Origin of the sequence: Alkalicoccus halolimnae, from assembly GCF_008014775.2 — a bacterium.
In the GTDB taxonomy this organism is placed as follows: Bacteria; Bacillota; Bacilli; order Bacillales; family Salisediminibacteriaceae; genus Alkalicoccus; species Alkalicoccus halolimnae.
Window position 1 is genome coordinate 1,951,520 of sequence record NZ_CP144914.1, and the last position, 16,688, is coordinate 1,968,207.

At 42.4% G+C, this 16,688-nt stretch carries 16 protein-coding genes; 3 read left to right on the forward strand and 13 right to left on the reverse strand.

Annotated features, from left to right (window positions below):
* Positions 1-260: 260 nt before the first annotated feature.
* Entirely contained in the window at positions 261-404 is a 144-nt protein-coding gene (yhfH, locus tag FTX54_RS08885) for a protein YhfH (RefSeq protein ID WP_147802250.1), read from the reverse strand.
* A 472-nt stretch (positions 405-876) separates the two neighbouring features.
* On the opposite strand from yhfH, the gene FTX54_RS08890 reads away from it, so the two are divergent.
* Complete coding sequence (locus FTX54_RS08890; protein ID WP_147802251.1) at positions 877-1,074, forward strand: hypothetical protein; 198 nt, start codon at positions 877-879, stop codon at positions 1,072-1,074.
* A gap of 69 nt (positions 1,075-1,143) precedes the next feature.
* Here FTX54_RS08890 and FTX54_RS08895 read toward each other — a convergent pair whose 3' ends face one another.
* Positions 1,144-1,941 carry a peptidylprolyl isomerase gene (locus FTX54_RS08895; RefSeq protein ID WP_246125532.1) on the reverse strand — a complete coding sequence of 266 codons (798 nt, stop codon included), beginning with the start codon at positions 1,939-1,941 and terminating at the stop codon, positions 1,144-1,146.
* A gap of 307 nt (positions 1,942-2,248) precedes the next feature.
* Positions 2,249-2,758, reverse strand: coding sequence for a YwpF-like family protein (locus tag FTX54_RS08900; protein ID WP_147802252.1), 510 nt, complete (start codon positions 2,756-2,758; stop codon positions 2,249-2,251).
* 64 nt (positions 2,759-2,822) lie between these two features.
* On the opposite strand from FTX54_RS08900, the gene FTX54_RS08905 reads away from it, so the two are divergent.
* A complete protein-coding gene (locus tag FTX54_RS08905; RefSeq protein WP_147802253.1) occupies positions 2,823-3,590 on the forward strand; it encodes a hypothetical protein in 768 nt (255 codons plus the stop codon).
* Here FTX54_RS08905 and FTX54_RS08910 read toward each other — a convergent pair.
* From FTX54_RS08910 to FTX54_RS08950, 9 genes are all read right to left on the reverse strand, one after another.
* A complete protein-coding gene (locus FTX54_RS08910; protein WP_147802254.1) occupies positions 3,559-4,503 on the reverse strand; it encodes a DUF2207 family protein in 945 nt (314 codons plus the stop codon). The genes FTX54_RS08905 and FTX54_RS08910 overlap by 32 nt on opposite strands.
* Positions 4,504-4,611: 108 nt before the next feature.
* Positions 4,612-5,274, reverse strand: a complete 663-nt coding sequence (locus FTX54_RS08915; RefSeq protein WP_147802255.1) for a TVP38/TMEM64 family protein — start codon at positions 5,272-5,274, stop codon at positions 4,612-4,614.
* Between the two features lie 96 nt (positions 5,275-5,370).
* Positions 5,371-6,525: an MFS transporter gene (locus FTX54_RS08920; protein WP_147802256.1), complete on the reverse strand. Its 1,155-nt coding sequence runs from the start codon at positions 6,523-6,525 to the stop codon at positions 5,371-5,373.
* Positions 6,526-6,555: 30 nt separating this feature from the next.
* Complete coding sequence (locus FTX54_RS08925) at positions 6,556-7,731, reverse strand: EAL-associated domain-containing protein (protein WP_147802257.1); 1,176 nt, start codon at positions 7,729-7,731, stop codon at positions 6,556-6,558.
* A gap of 12 nt (positions 7,732-7,743) precedes the next feature.
* Complete coding sequence (locus tag FTX54_RS08930) at positions 7,744-8,595, reverse strand: PHP domain-containing protein (RefSeq protein WP_246125533.1); 852 nt, start codon at positions 8,593-8,595, stop codon at positions 7,744-7,746.
* Complete coding sequence (nadE, locus tag FTX54_RS08935) at positions 8,595-9,425, reverse strand: ammonia-dependent NAD(+) synthetase (protein WP_147802259.1); 831 nt, start codon at positions 9,423-9,425, stop codon at positions 8,595-8,597. Before nadE ends, FTX54_RS08930 begins: the two co-directional genes overlap by 1 nt.
* 13 nt (positions 9,426-9,438) lie before the next feature.
* Complete coding sequence (locus FTX54_RS08940) at positions 9,439-9,768, reverse strand: hypothetical protein (RefSeq protein WP_246125534.1); 330 nt, start codon at positions 9,766-9,768, stop codon at positions 9,439-9,441.
* Between the two features lie 66 nt (positions 9,769-9,834).
* Positions 9,835-10,251, reverse strand: coding sequence for an acyl-CoA thioesterase (locus FTX54_RS08945; protein WP_147802260.1), 417 nt, complete (start codon positions 10,249-10,251; stop codon positions 9,835-9,837).
* Positions 10,226-12,541 carry an AAA family ATPase gene (locus FTX54_RS08950; RefSeq protein ID WP_147802261.1) on the reverse strand — a complete coding sequence of 772 codons (2,316 nt, stop codon included), beginning with the start codon at positions 12,539-12,541 and terminating at the stop codon, positions 10,226-10,228. The genes FTX54_RS08945 and FTX54_RS08950 overlap by 26 nt, the downstream gene beginning before the upstream one ends.
* 545 nt (positions 12,542-13,086) lie before the next feature.
* Here FTX54_RS08950 and FTX54_RS08955 point away from each other — a divergent pair.
* On the forward strand, positions 13,087-13,731 hold the full coding sequence (locus tag FTX54_RS08955; protein WP_147802495.1) for a VTT domain-containing protein: 645 nt from the start codon (positions 13,087-13,089) through the stop codon (positions 13,729-13,731).
* Positions 13,732-13,874: 143 nt separating this feature from the next.
* On the opposite strand, the gene acnA is transcribed toward FTX54_RS08955, so the two are convergent.
* Positions 13,875-16,598, reverse strand: coding sequence for an aconitate hydratase AcnA (gene acnA / locus FTX54_RS08960; RefSeq protein WP_147802262.1), 2,724 nt, complete (start codon positions 16,596-16,598; stop codon positions 13,875-13,877).
* Between the last annotated feature and the right edge of the window lie 90 nt (positions 16,599-16,688).

Here is a 16,688-nt window from a genome sequence, read left to right on the forward strand (position 1 = left end):
AGTTCCAACAGATGTTAATTTAAAAACCATAACACAGCAGGTTTTTACAAGGAAACTGTAAAAGCCAACTTCTTAGTAATTTTGTCCATTCTAACGTCTTATTTAGATAGAAATGATGTCCAGGTACGAAAATTCCTGAATCAGAAAACTAACTCGTACAGGTAGGACACAGAATGACTTCCACTTCTACTATGGTTTTTTATACTAACCTGCACAGAAAAAGCTTCCGGGATGATTCCCGGAAGCTTGCAAACAATTATTTATAAGTTCGCTACTCTGGACTCCTGTTCGCACTCATCGCATTTCTGAATATAAGATTCGTGCATTTCATCCAACGTATTTCCACACTTCGTACATTGCTTCGGCGGCAGGTTCCGGAAAAATTCAACGCTAGACATCATCATTAGTAAATCCCTCCACATATTTTTAAGATGAGTTCATTGTATTACAACAGTTCCAAAAAAACAACCCTTTTGTATAATAATTTTCGGAATACACTTATTTTTCTGTTTTTTAGGTATTTAACCCTATATGACAGTCTTTTTTTCAAAAACTAATTAAATACTTGCTTTTAAAAATTTATAATAAACAGCTGAAAACAGCTTCTTCTCAAATTACCCCTCTCTGCAAGCGGAAATTGCAAACCTGTATTAATACAGGTTTGCAATTTCCGCTTTCTTTATATTTTGAAGAAAAACCTCTTATCAATGGCATTTCGTAAATGAAGCTTTCGATGTTTCCGTTCAGCTTGTCTCTGGATTAATCTGGGTCACAATCTATAAACGTTTTCCAGTATTATCAGGTTTTCAATTGCACTTCCCGCCGATTCATTTTATAATATATGTGATATGCAAGTAGAATTGGAGGTCTATGTTCATGCTTAACAAGTTATTACCTGCGGGAGTGATTGCGTTTTTCTTCCTGACTGTGCCATCTGCCGTTGTATTTGCAGCCGAAAATGGTAACGGAAATGGAGAAGGAGGAATCGGATTTAGTGAAATTGTCTTTACCATTTTAGCTTTTGTTGTTCTTGCTCTGTTTATTTTTTACATGATTAAAGACAACGCAAAGTAACGTTCCTACATAAGCAAAGAAGGCTCCGGGTCCCGGAGCCTTCTTTCTTATTTATGTCTAATTCAGCTTTTATTCCTGAACACCTTGAATCACTTCAATGTTTTCAATAACTATATCTTCATCCGGTTTATCTGCTTCACCAGTCTCCACAGAAGCTATTTCATCTACGACATCCATTCCCTCTGTCACGTGCCCAAAGACAGTGTGACGAAAATCCAGACTTGGTGTCCCCCCTGTTTCGAGATAATGATCTACCGTTTTTTCAGGAAAATTGCTTTCGGCGAACATTTCTTCTGAAATCTGAGAATTATCTGCCTGAACCACGAAAAATTGGCTTCCATTTGAGTCTGGTCCGCTGTTCGCCATAGAAAGAGCTCCCCTGAAATGTGCCACGGCAGGATCAAACTCATCCTCAAATGGCTCTCCAAATGCACTTTCACCTTCTCTTCCCGTCCCAGTTGGGTCTCCACCCTGAATCATGAAGTTTTCAATCACACGATGAAAAATTATGTCGTTATAATAATCCTCTTCGGCATGGGTAAGAAAGTTTTCCACTGCGAGCGGCGCCTGTTCAGGGAAAAGAATCACTTCAATATCCCCCATATTCGTTTCAATTAAAGCTCGAGGGTAATTTTCTTTATCCCCATCAATCTGCGGGTAAAACATCTCCTCCCCGCCCGCTTCAGCTTCATTTTCGGCAGCCGCCTCTGACTCGTCCTTATTTTCTTCATTTGTGTCTGCTTCCTCGCTGTTAATATTGCTGTTTTCTGCACTGCTTCCATCCGCTGCTTCATTACCTGATCCGCAGGCAGATAACGTAATAAGACTTCCGGCTAAAATTAATAAAAAATTATTTTTATGTAGCACGCATGCTCACTCCTTTCTGAATCATTTTAATTCACCTTCTCTAAAACTACAAGTTAAAATAAATGCCGGCTCTCCAACCTGAAGAACCGGCCTCTCCCCGTTTATATATTGAACAGAACAAATCAATTCCTTCTATACTCGAAAATTTGATGAAGTTTCCTGTTAATCACCTCAAAAATTGCTTACAGACGCCGGCACTGCTATCCTTTCGAAAAAAGATTGCACTTTTATATATGTTTTTGTAACCGGACATGTTGAAAAAGCGACTTTAAATTGAAACAGAGGAAACACTGCAGAGGAGGGCTTGTTAATCGTGGTCTTCTTCTGTCAGGCCCTGTTCCCTGGCCTGTTCGTAGGCATTGGATAATATGCTTTGAATAGCTCTGCCCCGGTCTTTTTTACGTCGGCGGTATTCTTCATATAATGCTTCTCCCTTATACCCTTCATCAAGAAGATTGCGGAGAAGCATATCAGATAAATCTTCTCTTTTTGCAACTATACGTCCTTCAATATGCACAGAAAGGTGCTCATCCAGTTCATGAACAGCTTTTATTTCACTATAAAGGGTAGCGGGATCATTTGTACGTTTTGTAATTGTGACTTCAGCCATGAGCGGCTGCTGCTTATGAAGATAGTCTTCAAAAAATGGCAGCCAGTCTTTATCAACAACAGCTTCCAGAAGCCAGTTTTTTTCCGCTTCTTCTTTATTAATTATTAATCCATCTCGAAGCGGTATTTCTTTCCCCTTTATAGGTTTGTCTTCCTGGGGAGCTTCGTCAAAGAGAATGGTAAGTGAACATAATCGGAACGTTTTCATATTTTGCCTCCAATCAAAAAGGATTTAATAAAAGTGTATCACGGAATGAAAGAGAGGGCCTCCCATGAAAGGAAAAGTTTATATTTACAAAAATGAATACCCGGCAGAACTTGAGAAGAATACTGATTATCTGCGGCTGCATGCAAGTCTGGAGCCCGGTCATCTGCGGTTAACTCCTTCGGCCATTAAAAGAGTATGTGAGCAGTATACGCAAATCACACTTGAATTACCGTTGACTACTAATGATGCTTACCAGCAGGGTAAAGAAGTCATACAGGAATCGTTTCTTCTCGAACTTTTCAGGCACTGGACGGACAAGTTTCATACTACGCTTATCGTAAATCGTATACGGGAAGAATCCAGGTCAAAGCTGAAAGCAGGAAAACATGTAACTTCCGTACAGGTATGGAATGAAAAATCCCTGACGAGCGCAGAGAAAATAGCACGGAGCTACTTCCGTTTTCTTCCGGTATGGACAAAGCATATAATTGTTTCCGAAAAGTCAAAAAACGTCGTACGCCTTTCTTTATTCCGGATTCCGCTGCTGGAACTATGTGAAGAAAAGGAAAAACAGATGCCGGAGGAAGTCAGTTCCTGGGTTATCTGCGGTGGTTTAATGACCCACCACAGTCAGCGGAACAGGGGACGTCTCTGGTTTGTAAGGTCCGGTGTAAAACCAGGCGTTATTTATGCGGCAATTACTCATTATAAGCCGGCTCTTCCCTGGTTTTTGTATCTTAGTACCCAGGCTGCTCTACACCATCTTGTTATGCACCGTTTCGCAGCCTGGCGTACCAGTCTCACCCGGAGTCCGTTCCGTCGGGATTGGTAAAATCCTGTCCTTCCTGCAGGGTTAAGTCCAATGCCCGGGTAAAAACAGCTTCTGCATCACCCGGAAAGTTTTCTTCCTCTATAAGGATATAAGCTGTTCCGGGTGCAGCCATATACAGAGGAAAATTCTCCTGTCTTATGCGGATTTCGGAAGCTTCTTTCAGCGGATATTCCTTTTCAAAGTCCTCCTCGAGACCAAATGTCAATGCAAATACATAATCAGTTGTGAGTTCTTCAATACTCCGCTGGGGCGGAGTATAAATACTTAAATAATTCCTATAGGATTGCAATCTCCGTTTTTCTTCCTCCCCAAAAGCCGTCAGCCATTTACACTTTGAAGCGGCTGTCACAAGAAGCACTCCTCCCGTCCACATCGCTATAGTAGAGAAAGGATTATTAAATATCACTGCCCCGCCTCCGACAAAGAGAAGAATTCCACTTACAGATAGAAACCATGCACTTCCGGAACTTTTCATTATTACGTTTTTTAATTCCAGATCTCTTTCTACGAATCCTTTCCAATTTTCCATTTTTTCAGCAAAGTCTGCTCTTCCTCTGCTTTTTTCCGTAAAAAGCCATACGTCTTCAAAACAGAATTCTCCTTCGGTTCCTACCTCGTAAAACATCCAATCAAGAAAATATTTTTCATGAGAGGTAAGCGACTCTTCCTTTCGAATGTAAAGCACTGTTTTTTCTGCTGATTTTTTTACTCCAAGTACGCCGCTTAAAGTCAGGTGCAGAAGCATCGCTGTTAAATGTCTGCTCGTCAGACTGTAATTCAGAAGACGGGCTGCAGCTGCAGGAGAGTATATTCTGTCCGCATGAAGCGGCGCTCTTGTTGAGGCTCTTTTTTTCCCTGAGAAGTAAACTGCTGCTGCAATGATAAATAGAATTGCTGCCGCTATTTCCACCATGTGTAACTCCTCCTTAATCAGGAACTGTGATGCTTGATATTAATTACGGATGATCTTCCAACCGGCAGCTTATATAAACTGAAAAAACCGTGGACAGCCCATTATTTTTCATGGGCGGGATTCTGATGAAACTTTTGAAACAATATAGGCCCCTAGAAATAAAAGAAAGATCCCATAACATACGCTGAACAGTAACGGGAAGTTTCCGTCTGTCCATAGAGGGTATGACAGCAGGGCCAGCACCCAGATCATAGAAATATTGCCCAGTATAGTTCCGAAAAGATAGGTGGGCAGCGTCATTGGAGTTAATGCTGCAGAGACAGAGATAACATTACTAGGCATGATTGGAATGCTTCTTAAGAGAATCATAGCCTCAATTCCATTATTTTCAATGTAGAAAGCCGCTTTTTTCCATTTTCTGCTTTTATTTTCCCAGAACCGCCGGACCTTTTGTTTACTCCATGTACGGGCCAGATAAAAACAAAAAACGGCTCCGAGCGTAGTTCCAATAAGGCTGAATAAAAATCCCTCCAATACTCCATAAGCAATGAAATGAATAATAATAACAATAATAACCGGAAAGACAGTGAAGATATTCTGGGCAATCAGCAGAGGTATCGTAAGCAAAAGCAGCTGATAACCTGCCGACGGAAAGAGAACTTCTGTGAAATAAGTTACGTCTTCCCGCCTGAGCTGACTCACTGTTTCCCACTGTGTTACGAGAAAAGCAGCCAGCACAATAAGTATGATCAAGCTCAGCCATTTCCCCATCGAGACATTCCCCGTTTCTATTTTCTATTATACCCTGTCCATCCCGGGAAGAAAAACAATCCAAAACAACCGCTTTGGAAAATCCGAAGCGGTTGTTTACATACTGTATAATGATTTAAATTTAAATCGGTACAGAAGCGCTCCTAAGAATCCGAAAAAGGCGATGCACGCCATTACCAGATAAAGCGTTTTTACATCTGCTGCATTAATAATAAAACCTCCAAGAGCAGAACCAACGACTCCGGAGACGCCGAAAAACATCGATATAAATATCAAGTGTCCGGTTGATTCCAATTCTTTAGGAACAAGTCTACCCATAAATTGAAAGCCGGTAAGATAAAAAATGGCAAAGGCCATTCCGTGAGTTACCTGTACGGCAAGCAGAAATCCTGGACCCGGGGCACTGAACATCAATATCCAGCGCAGAAGATAAATTGCTGCTGCAATAGCGATAAGTGTTAGCGGATGAAAGCGGCGCATCCAGTATACACTGAAAGCAAACATTGCAGCCTCTGTGAATACTCCTATAAACCAGGCCATTCCGATAACAGATTCATCCGCGCCCAGTTCTACAATGTACAGCCCCATAAATGAATCATTCATCCTGTGGGTAAGGCTGATCGATAAAATAAAAGCCAGAAACAAAAGCAGCGTTTTATCTTTTCTAAGCCGAAGCGCATCGGAAAATCGAACTGGACGTTTCGAGGGAATGCTGTCCGGGGTGTTAAAAGCAAAGATAAGAGCAAAACACAAAAATACAGCGAATACAGCATAAATATGTTCAATACCTATCCAGCTGAGTATGTATCCTCCTGCAAGAGATGCTGAACCAAATCCAAGTGATCCCCACATTCGTATACTTCCAAATGAAACATTTCTTTCTACTGAAAGTTTTTGGGCAAGGCTGTCTCCAAGACCACCGGCCGGAGAAAGAAAGGAGAAAAACATATAAATTACTGGAATAATAAAGAAAAATTCTGAAAGCTGAAATAAAAAATACCCAACTAAAAGAGCCCCTGTTAAGCATAACAGCAATATACGCTTTACCGTTTTCCACCGATCGCTCATAAATCCCCAGAAAGGCTGAGCTAAGATCGCAGCAGCAGGGCCGACTGCAAGCAAAATACCGATTTCAGCCGGTGAAAGTCCAAGGTTTTGAAAATAAACAGGCAGATAGCTGATAATAATCGTCATGGATGCATGAAAGCAGAAAAGTGTTCCTTTCAATTTCCAAACTGACGGCGACTGCAAAAGCACCGCCTCCTTTATTTGAACCGGCTGTCAGGAAAACCAGTTTTTCTTATATAAATATATAGGATCGAGATCAATGAATAAATAAAGATCTTTCGTAAGCGGGAAAGAGTATGTTCTAATGATCTCATTCGTTTCAATATCCCGGTATTTATCTGAAAGCATACCATTTTTATTAAACTGCATTTCCATCACATGATCCAGAAAATACACGCGCCAGCTCCAGTTTTTCCCTTCGGCTCCTGGATCTTCTTTCCATATGCCAAATTCGTCTTTAGTCCAGTTGACAGACTGCTGGTAGCCATAGTGATTGCACATATACATACGAAATGATTCTTCATGAAACGTATTTACCAGTGCTTTCATAAGCGTTTTAACAGAGGTATGTTTCGACCAGGCTGCTTTTACTTCCCGGTCCATCGTTGATAAAAGCTCCGTCTGCCTTTTCAGAGAGCGTTGATGCATATCAATGTAGGAATGAATATGTTCTTCTGTTTTGCTTTTTAGTGAATCCACATGGATTCCTTCAAAAGCCGGATCCCCGAAAAGTGGACCCTGAAAATATCTTCCTCCGTTTCTCCATGCCATGTGAAGCTGATGGGAATTTTCTACCCCGGTAAAATGAAGCGTCGTACCCAGTTTTCTTGCGAAAAAGGCCAGAGTGTCCAGTATCTCACTATATGTATAGTAAGCAGAAGTCTCCTGCAGATCAGACACATCGACCTTGATTAACGTTGGTTCCAGAGCAGAAAATTTATCGAGATGGGTATCAGTTACTCTTACCTCATCCAAAGAAACATCATAACCGCAGGCTTTTAAATAAAGCAGAATATGGGTCAGTTCCTGCAGTGTGCCTTCATAATCGCCCGCATTAATTTCAAAAACCGTATTTTCTCTGCTCCACCCTTCAGATTCAAGTTTTGTAAACAGCTCAAGAAGTTCTTCTATAGCATCCAGAGGGCCGAGGACAGCAGCCCGTATGTTGAAAAACAGCCGGGGTTTATAATCCATTTTCAATGCTTTTTTTACCGCTGTAATATAAAGCTGCTTGTCCCTTTCCCATGCATGCTCTTCCGATAAATTATCCGGTTTTCCCGATTCACCGAATACTTCATATCCGACTACTTCGTACTTATCTGCATTTATGACCGGCTGGAAATAGACGTGTAATAGATCTTTATTAAAATCAATGTTTGACTGATTCATGTTATCACCCCTTCAGCGGCTCGATAAATAAGTTTGCAGGAACACGGCTTCTTCATAAGGCAGCAACGCACCTCCGATAATTTCTCCGGAGCGTCCGTAGGATTCATGGTGAAAATCAGTACCTCCTGTACGAAAAAACTTTATACCTGTACTTTTTTCTGCTTCACTTACAAGTTTGTTAAACCTCTTCCGGTTTTTTTCATCGTGATCCCGATGATATACTTCCACTCCATCCAGCTTTTTTTCTTTAAGCCAGCTCGTGAGGTGTTCATCAATATCATAATAAACCGGGTGGGCTGCTACTGCAACACCTCCGGAAAGGTGGATAATTTCCATAGCTTCTTCAGGGGACATTTCATCTTCTTTATGAACATAGCACGGCTTTCCGTAACCGATATACTTGTTGAAAATGTCTTGAACGGTTGTTCCATAGTCTTTTTTTATTAAAACATTGGCCAGATGTGGACGCGAAAAAGTTACACCTGTTACTTCCTTTTCCACTTCTTCAAATGTTACTTCCAACCCTGTTTCCTGGCATAGATTGATCATTTTCTGCATCCTGTCGATACGTTTTCCCCTGTGAAACTGAAGTTTTTCCTGGAGAAAGGGATGGCAGATATCTATGCCATATCCGAGTATGTCCACGCTCTGGCCATGAAAACGGGTTGATAATTCAATTCCGGAAATAAGCTTTATACCGTAAAATTCTGCCATTTTTTCTGCAGTTTCGACCCCGTCTGTACTGTCATGATCCGTTAAAGATATAACTGTGAGGCCTGCTTCTGCACATTTCTTTATAAGAGCGGGCACATCGTATCCACCGTCAGAGACAGTGGAATGCATGTGCAGATCTGCTCTGGACATTATGCCTGCCACCAGTAATCGTGAGGAGTAACCGGCATTTCGCGTTTATGACCTGTCTGACGGTACTTGCTTTCAATAATGTCCTTCGAAGCTTCTTTAATCGTTTTTCCTTCAAGGTATTCATCTATTTCTTTATACTTGACACCAAGCGCTTCTTCATCAGAAAGAAGAGGCTGATCGTCTTCGAGGTCAGCTGTAGGCACTTTTGAAACGAGCACGTCCGGAGCTTGAAGTTCTTTAAGCAGCATCTTTCCCTGACGTTTATTAAGTCCGAACAAAGGAGCTACATCGCAGGCTCCGTCACCAAATTTTGTATAAAAACCGGTGACCGCTTCTGCAGCATGATCGGTTCCTGCAACAAGAAGCCCATAGTGGGCAGCAAGATCATACTGAACTTTCATACGCTCCCTGGCTTTTGTATTTCCTTTTACAAAGTCGCTTAAATCTTCTCCCGTAGCTTCTTTGAATTGGCTTTCAGAAGCATCCACAGCCGGCTTGATATTCACAGTCACTGTTTTATTGGGACTGATATAATCAAGTGCTTTCTGAGCATCTTCTTCGTCCGCCTGCTCTCCATGGGGCAGTCGAACGGCGCAGAACATGTATTCCCCTTCTTCTTCCTCTTCATTCAGTTCATCAATTGCCTGCTGGATAAGTTTACCTGCCAGAGAGGAATCCTGTCCCCCGGAAATACCTATTACATACCCTTTTGCTCCTGATTTTTTCAAATAGGCTTTAAGGAAGTTCACTCTCGTACGGATTTCCTCCTGTACGTCGATTTCAGGTTTAACTTCCAAAGAGGAAATAATTTCTTTCTGAAGATTATGCATACTAACATCCTTTCTATTCGTAGTTGGAATTTTTTTCTCTGAGGCGGCGGTGCAGCTCTTCCAGCTTTGCCGATTCTCCTTCTAATTCCAGTATTCTTCTTTCTGATTCTCCAATTAAATCAAAGTGGGGGAAATGACTGTCTGTATGAATCCAGTCCGCTTTTAATCCGTGCTGCTTTCCCCAGCTGATTAATGTTTCTCTGTCGCTGCAGGCCGCTTTTGTTACAGTTTTATATTCAGGAAATCGGGCGTCCAGCCAGAAGTGAGTCAGAAAGGCTACGCTGCCTTTTTCCGCTCTCCTGCGCCAATGGATTAACTCTGCTCTTGTCACCCCAAAAGCCATTTCCTCACCTCATTTATAAATATCTATTTATAAATATACCACGATTCCTTTTAAAAATGAAAAAAGTCACTTTTGGTTCGTCCAATACAGTGCATGCCACTCAGGGAAATGCTTTTTCATAGATAACGGCCGGAAGTTCTTTTTGTCCACGAGCACGTGTTCACTCGTTCCATCCATGCATAGATTATTTTTTTCGTCTGATATTTCATATCCATAAGTGACTCTCACCCCTGTATACGATTCAATCCAGGTAGTAACATACATTTTCCTTCCGTATCGTGCCGGCGCTTTGTAATTCATATTTACATTTGTTACCGGTGCGAGGACGCCTGATTCTTCCATAGCTGAGTATGAGACGCCAAGTTTCCCCATCAGGCTTGTGCGGCCTATTTCACACCAAATCAAATAATTAGCATGATAAACAACACCCATCTGATCTGTTTCTGCATAACGGACATCAATTTCCACGGTTTCCGTAATCATCTTCTCCCTCCATTAATAAAGCAAAATCTTCTTTTTTTAGTAATTTCAGGTTTTCTCTTTTATCTGCTCCGTGTACGAGGTGATAAGCCTGCACTTGTATGGCTGCTTCTACCATGTCTTTCATTGCCCGGCCGTTGCCGTTAATTTCAGTTACTTCAAGAGTTTTATAAAGCATATTTCTTGTTTCTTCTTCCATAGCGTATCCATATTCCTCGATATACAATTCCAGAATAGCGAGCAGTTCTTCCGGGCTGTAGGGAGGAAAATGTATCTGTTTTTTAAATCGCGAAGCGATGCCGGGATTGCTTTCCAGCAGTTTTTTGACTGGTGCTTCGTAGCCTGCCAGAATAACTACCAGATTCTCATTATGCTTGGTCATTTCTTCTACGAGGGTATCCACTGCTTCTTTTCCGAAATCCTGAGTGCCCTGCAGGAGAGAATAAGCTTCATCTACAAACAGCACTCCCCCTAGTGCTCTGCGGATAATCTGCTTTGTTTTTAACGCGGTCTGGCCCGTGTAACCAGCTACAAGATCGCTTCTTCCTGCAGTGATGAGATGACCCCTTTTTAATAATCCAAGCTGTTTAAGTATTCTGCTGTAAATAGCTGCCACTGTTGTTTTCCCTGTTCCGGGCGGACCTGTAAAGACAGCGTGCAGCTGAATGGGAACAGAAGGAAGCCCATGATTTTCCCGCTGTTTTTGAATTTGTACAAAAGAAGAAAGCTGTTTTACTTCTTCTTTTACAGAGCGGAGGCCGATCAGTTTTTCGAGCTCTTCAAGCGGCTCGTTAGCATGGGTAGAATCCTCGGTTTCAAAAGCTTCTTTTTCGAGAACCGTCATTTTATGCTGAGTTATGCTGTTGTTAAAAGCAGCCGCTGCTCCCTGTTTAAACACAGCTTCATTCAATATCTGATGGACAGCCCGAGCATTGCCGAAGCTTTCATCGACCTGTTCTTTTTCCAGACGTTTTCTCATCTCCGTAACGGCCCCTTTTGAAAGAGTGAAGTCCATATCCAAAGCAGCTTTTTCCCCTATGGAAAGCAGTTCATCCATCGTATAATCAGGAAGTTCAATGTAATTGGAAGTCGGAAAACGACTTCTCAGGCCGGGATTACTCCATAAGAAATGCCGCATTTCGTCCGGATAACCAGCCATGATAACAGCAAATTTACCAGCATGTTCGCCGCTCGTCATAGCGGAAACGATCGTATCTACAGCCGCCTGCCCATAATCACTCCCCTGGGAGCCTTCTCTTTTAAGCGCATAGGCTTCATCAATAAACAGGACACCTCCGGACGCTTCTTCGATTACCTGTTTCGTTTTTTCTTCTGTCTGTCCTACGTAGGCACCGACTAATCGGGATCGGTCGGCTTCAACAAAGTTGTTTTCCGGGAGTACCCCCATTTGAAAGTATAGTTCTGCAATTAAGCGGGCAATGGAAGTTTTTCCAGTTCCAGGATTGCCGGTAATAATCATATTAAGGCTTTGGCCGCTGCCGACCTGCAGACCCGCTCTGCCTCTTTCCTTTTCATATTGAAGATAATAGTAATACTGCTCTACTTTTTTCTTTACTTCCGTAAGGCCGGTCATCCGGGAGAGCTTTTGCAGAGCTTCACTTTCTGCATTTTCTTCTGCTGAGGCATACTCCCACTGCTCTGTTAACTCCTCCACTTTCTGCACAGCTTGATCTAGGTTCTTCTTTTTTTCTTTGGATGCATAAATACCCGTAATAGTCTCTTTGTAGGCCGAGGCATCTGCTTTCGCTTCAAGAAGAACCTCTTTCAATTCAGGAAGCAGACGTACCCAGTAACTTACACGTTCCTGAGTGTCCATATCCAAAGGAGATTGACATGCTTTGTCGACAACTTCTTTCATTTCCAAAAAATAATCCGCCTGACTAACGGCTTTTGTGAGCATATCTTCCAGAACAGCAAGTTTTTTCTTTTTACCCTGGCTGTGATCCGTTTCCCTTATTTTCGGGAAGCCGAATTCAAACCAGGTGATATCCATCTCTTTTTCAGCGATATGAATGATCACGGTGCAGGTATAATTGGAAAGTTCTCCTGATTTTAAAATTTCTTTCAGGAGCTCATTAATTCTTTCATCACGCTTATGCTTTCTTTCATACCTTGCGGCTGCTGCAGCGGCTTTCCACTCGTTAGAAGTTTCTTCGCTGTCCATTTGCTGAATGGCACGCATAATAGAAGCTTCATCCAGCTCAGAAAAAGAGTTTTCTTTTATTTCCTTTAATTGCTCATTCCATGATTGATAGGATAGATTCTGTTCCATAGCCCGATCCTCCTTTTTTCACGTTCTGGTTAAGTCGAGCTTCGCGTCGAGCGCATTCTCCGTTTACTTTAGGACACTCAAAAAGTAAAGCTGACATTGTTACTCTCTTCAGACAGAATACCTGTCTGGAGCTCTTCTCATAGAAATTCAGAAGAGGTTTCTTAATAAAATATGTTTTTTAAAATATGCGCTCTTAAAGTCCGCTGTTGATTAAAGTAGGCAGCTCCGCTTCGGCCTGCCTTCAGCTTTCTCCTCCTGCTCCGATACCGCACCAATTGACAAGCACTTTTCATCGGATAAATAACTGAAGATAATACAGCTGTTTCCATAATAAAATATAAATACCTTTACCCATGAAGCTTCTGTTGTATTCATTCTCTCATAATACATAATAAAACGAAAAATAGTCGATACTAATCACGGGAAAAATATATACCCTTTCTAGTTATAAAATTGTGGTAAGCTTCTTAAAAAGCGCATTCTAATTGTGGGCCCGCTCCGAAGATGTGTATAATATGAGTGAATTAACCAAAGGAGATTATTTTATGCCAAGGCAGCTTATTGTTATCATTTTTACTGCATTCACAATTTTATTTTTATGGTTCTATCATCAGCCTCTCCTTTTATGGCTTGAAATCTACGGGGATCAGTATGTGCTCCTGACCGTGACCATAGCTACTCTGATGTCCCTTTTTCCGGTGATTCCATATCCATTAGTCGGTGGTGTTATTGGAGCAGCTTACGGACCATCAGGAGCAGTAATTATCTGGGCAGGTTCAACGCTTGCGTCGCTCTTATTTTTTCTGCTGATCCGATACGGAGGATTTGAAAAGTCCGGTCAGAAACTTTTATTTAAATACACTGCCACCCGGAAGCTGACAGTCCTTTTCGAACGTAACGCGTTCTTATCGATCACCATTTTAAGAATGATCCCAGTTATCCCCTCGATTATTATAAATGCCTATGCTGCTTTGAGCCGTGTCTCTTTCCTCCTGTACGGACTGGCTTCAGCGATCGGAAAAATTCCTTCCATGACTCTTTTTGCTCTCCTAGGCCATACCTTTGTAGTCAATCCTGGTGAACTTATTTATATGGTATTGATCTATACGCTTTTCCTGCTTATTGTCTACGCAGGCTATAAATTCTGGCTGAAGAAAATTGAAAAGGCAGGCGCAGCTTCAAAAAGCTGATCGATAATTTCATTTTACAGATTTTCATAAAAAGAGCTTTGCACTGTTGATCAGTGCAAAGCTCTTTTTCATTCGCTCTGTGAAATTTGTCCTCCACTTTCGGAAAGACCATATCATTTAAGAGCTGTAATTATTAAATTTTGTTATGATTTTTGAAGCGTGTTACGAAGTACCATCTGCAGAATTCCACCGTGACGGTAATAATCAATTTCGATTTCACTGTCAAAACGCGCGAGCACTTCAAAAGAAGTTTCTTTTCCCGTTTCTTTGTCCGTTGCCTTAACAGTTACCATATCCCGCGGCTGAACGTCATTGGAAACATGGACATCGAAATGCTCTGTTCCTTTCAGTCCAAGCGAGTCAGCGCTGTCCCCTTCTTTAAACTGTAGGGGCAGGACGCCCATTAATACAAGGTTACTGCGGTGAATTCTTTCGAAACTTTCAGCAATGACTGTCTTGATACCAAGAAGGTTAGTACCTTTTGCAGCCCAGTCACGAGAGCTTCCCATTCCATAATCCTTGCCTGCAAGCACAATAAGATCTGTATCATTCTCTTTATACTTCATACAGGCATCAAAGATTGCCATTACTTCGCCAGTAGGCCAGTAAGTCGTATACCCGCCTTCTGTACCAGGTGCAAGTTCGTTTTTAATACGGATATTGGCGAAAGTTCCACGCATCATTACTTCGTGGTTTCCACGTCTGGACCCATAAGAGTTAAACTGGGCAGGGCTGAGACCTTTATCTATCAGGAATCTTCCTGCAGGGCTGTTTTTAGCAATCGCACCTGCTGGCGATATGTGGTCAGTTGTAACAGAATCGCCCAGCTTTGCTACAGCGCGAAGATCGCTCAGCGGCTTAACATCTTCCGGTTCAGGGGACAGATTTTCGAAAAACGGCGGATTTTGTATATAAGTGGATTCTTCATCCCAGTTGTAAAGATCTCCTTCCGGGGTATCCAGCTTATTCCACTCTTCATTATCATCAAATACGCGTCTGTATTCGTCTTTAAAGAGCTTTGGATCCACAGCCTGCTCCATTGCAGCCTGAATTTCTTCATTTGAAGGCCAGATTTCACTGAAATAGACGTCTTCTCCATTTTTATTACGTCCAATTGGTTCATTGTAGAAATCGATATCAACAGTACCTGCAAGTGCATAGGCTACTACCAGCGGAGGTGAAGCCAGGTAATTCGCTTTCACAAGCGGATGAATCCGTCCTTCAAAGTTCCGGTTTCCGCTCAATACGGAAGAAACGGTAAGGTCACTGTCTGCAATGCCTTTTTCAATTTCTTCAGGAAGCGGTCCGCTGTTACCGATACACGTGGTACAGCCGTATCCGACTAGATTGAAGCCTAAGTGATTCAGATATTCCATCAGTCCGGCATTTTCCAGATAGCCCGTTACTACTTTCGAACCTGGAGCAAGACTTGTTTTAACGTAATCAGGAACTTCAAGTCCTTTTTCCACAGCTTTTTTAGCAAGGAGGCCGGAACCAAGCATAACGTGCGGGTTCGAAGTGTTTGTACAGCTTGTAATAGCAGCGATAGCGAGAGAACCTGTTTTAAGAATAGATTTTTTACCGTTCGGGTGCTGTACTTCCACCTCTTTATCAACCTCTTCGGGGGAAAGACCAAAACCTTTATTGCTTACAGGAGCCGTAAGAGCTTTCTGCCATTCTTTTTTCATGTCTTTCAGCTCGATAAGATCCTGTGGACGCTTTGGTCCTGCGAGGTTCGGCTGAATAGAACCGAGATCCAGATTGACTACCTGTGTGAATTCAGGGTCTTCTCCGCCCGGTGTATAGAACATATGGTTAGCCTTCGTGTAGGACTCAACCAGCTTTACCAGTTCTTCACTGCGCCCTGTGAAACGCATGTAATTTAATGTTTCATCGTCTACAGGGAAGAATCCGACCGTCGCTCCGTATTCAGGAGCCATGTTGGAAATTGTCGCCCGATCAGCCAGTGTCATTTCAGCAAGGCCGGGACCAAAGAATTCTACAAATTTACCAACGACATTTTTCTCGCGGAGCATCTGTGTTACTTTCAAAGCTAGGTCTGTTGCCGTAGCGCCTTCCGGCAGAGCCCCATCGAGCTTCACTCCAACTACTTCCGGAACAGGGAAATAGGAAGGCTGCTGCAGCATACCCGCTTCAGCTTCAATACCACCAACACCCCAGCCAAGCACACCAAGACCGTTGATCATCGTTGTATGGGAATCCGTACCGACCAGGGAATCCGGATAAGCTACTTTTTCTCCACTGCCGTTTTCCGATTCCTGAACGACGTTTGCAAGATATTCAAGATTCACCTGGTGGACAATTCCTGTAGCCGGCGGAACGGCACGGTAGTTGTCCAGGGATTTTTGAGCCCAGTTAAGGAATTTGTAACGCTCAAGGTTTCTTTCGAATTCCAGCTCCATATTGCGGCGCAGGGAATTAGGTGAACCGAACTCATCCACCTGTACAGAGTGGTCCACTACAAGATCAACCGGGATTGCAGGGTTGATTTCTTTCGGATCGCCGCCGAGATCAGACATCGCTTTTCTCAGGGAGGCCAGGTCTACGACTGCAGGAACACCGGTGAAATCCTGCAGAATGACACGGGATGGTTTGAAAGGCACATCGATGTTTTTCACCTTATCCGTACCCCAGTTTGCCAGGTTTTCGACATGCTCTTCTTTAATAACACGTCCGTCGTACTGACGAAGAAGTGATTCAAGAAGAACTCTTATCGAATACGGGAGTTTGCTTACGTTACCTACGCCGGCTTCATCAATTGCAGCCAGGTCATAGTAAGTATACGTATCATTGTTAACATCAAAAGTACGTTTGGAATTGTAAAGTGTTTCGTTTTCATTTGTCATATGTAATTCCCTCCTCTTGTATAATCATATAATACATTCAGCCAATTGTCTAAAACCTTTTTCATAAATGCTGCCAGTTATCCGTCAGGT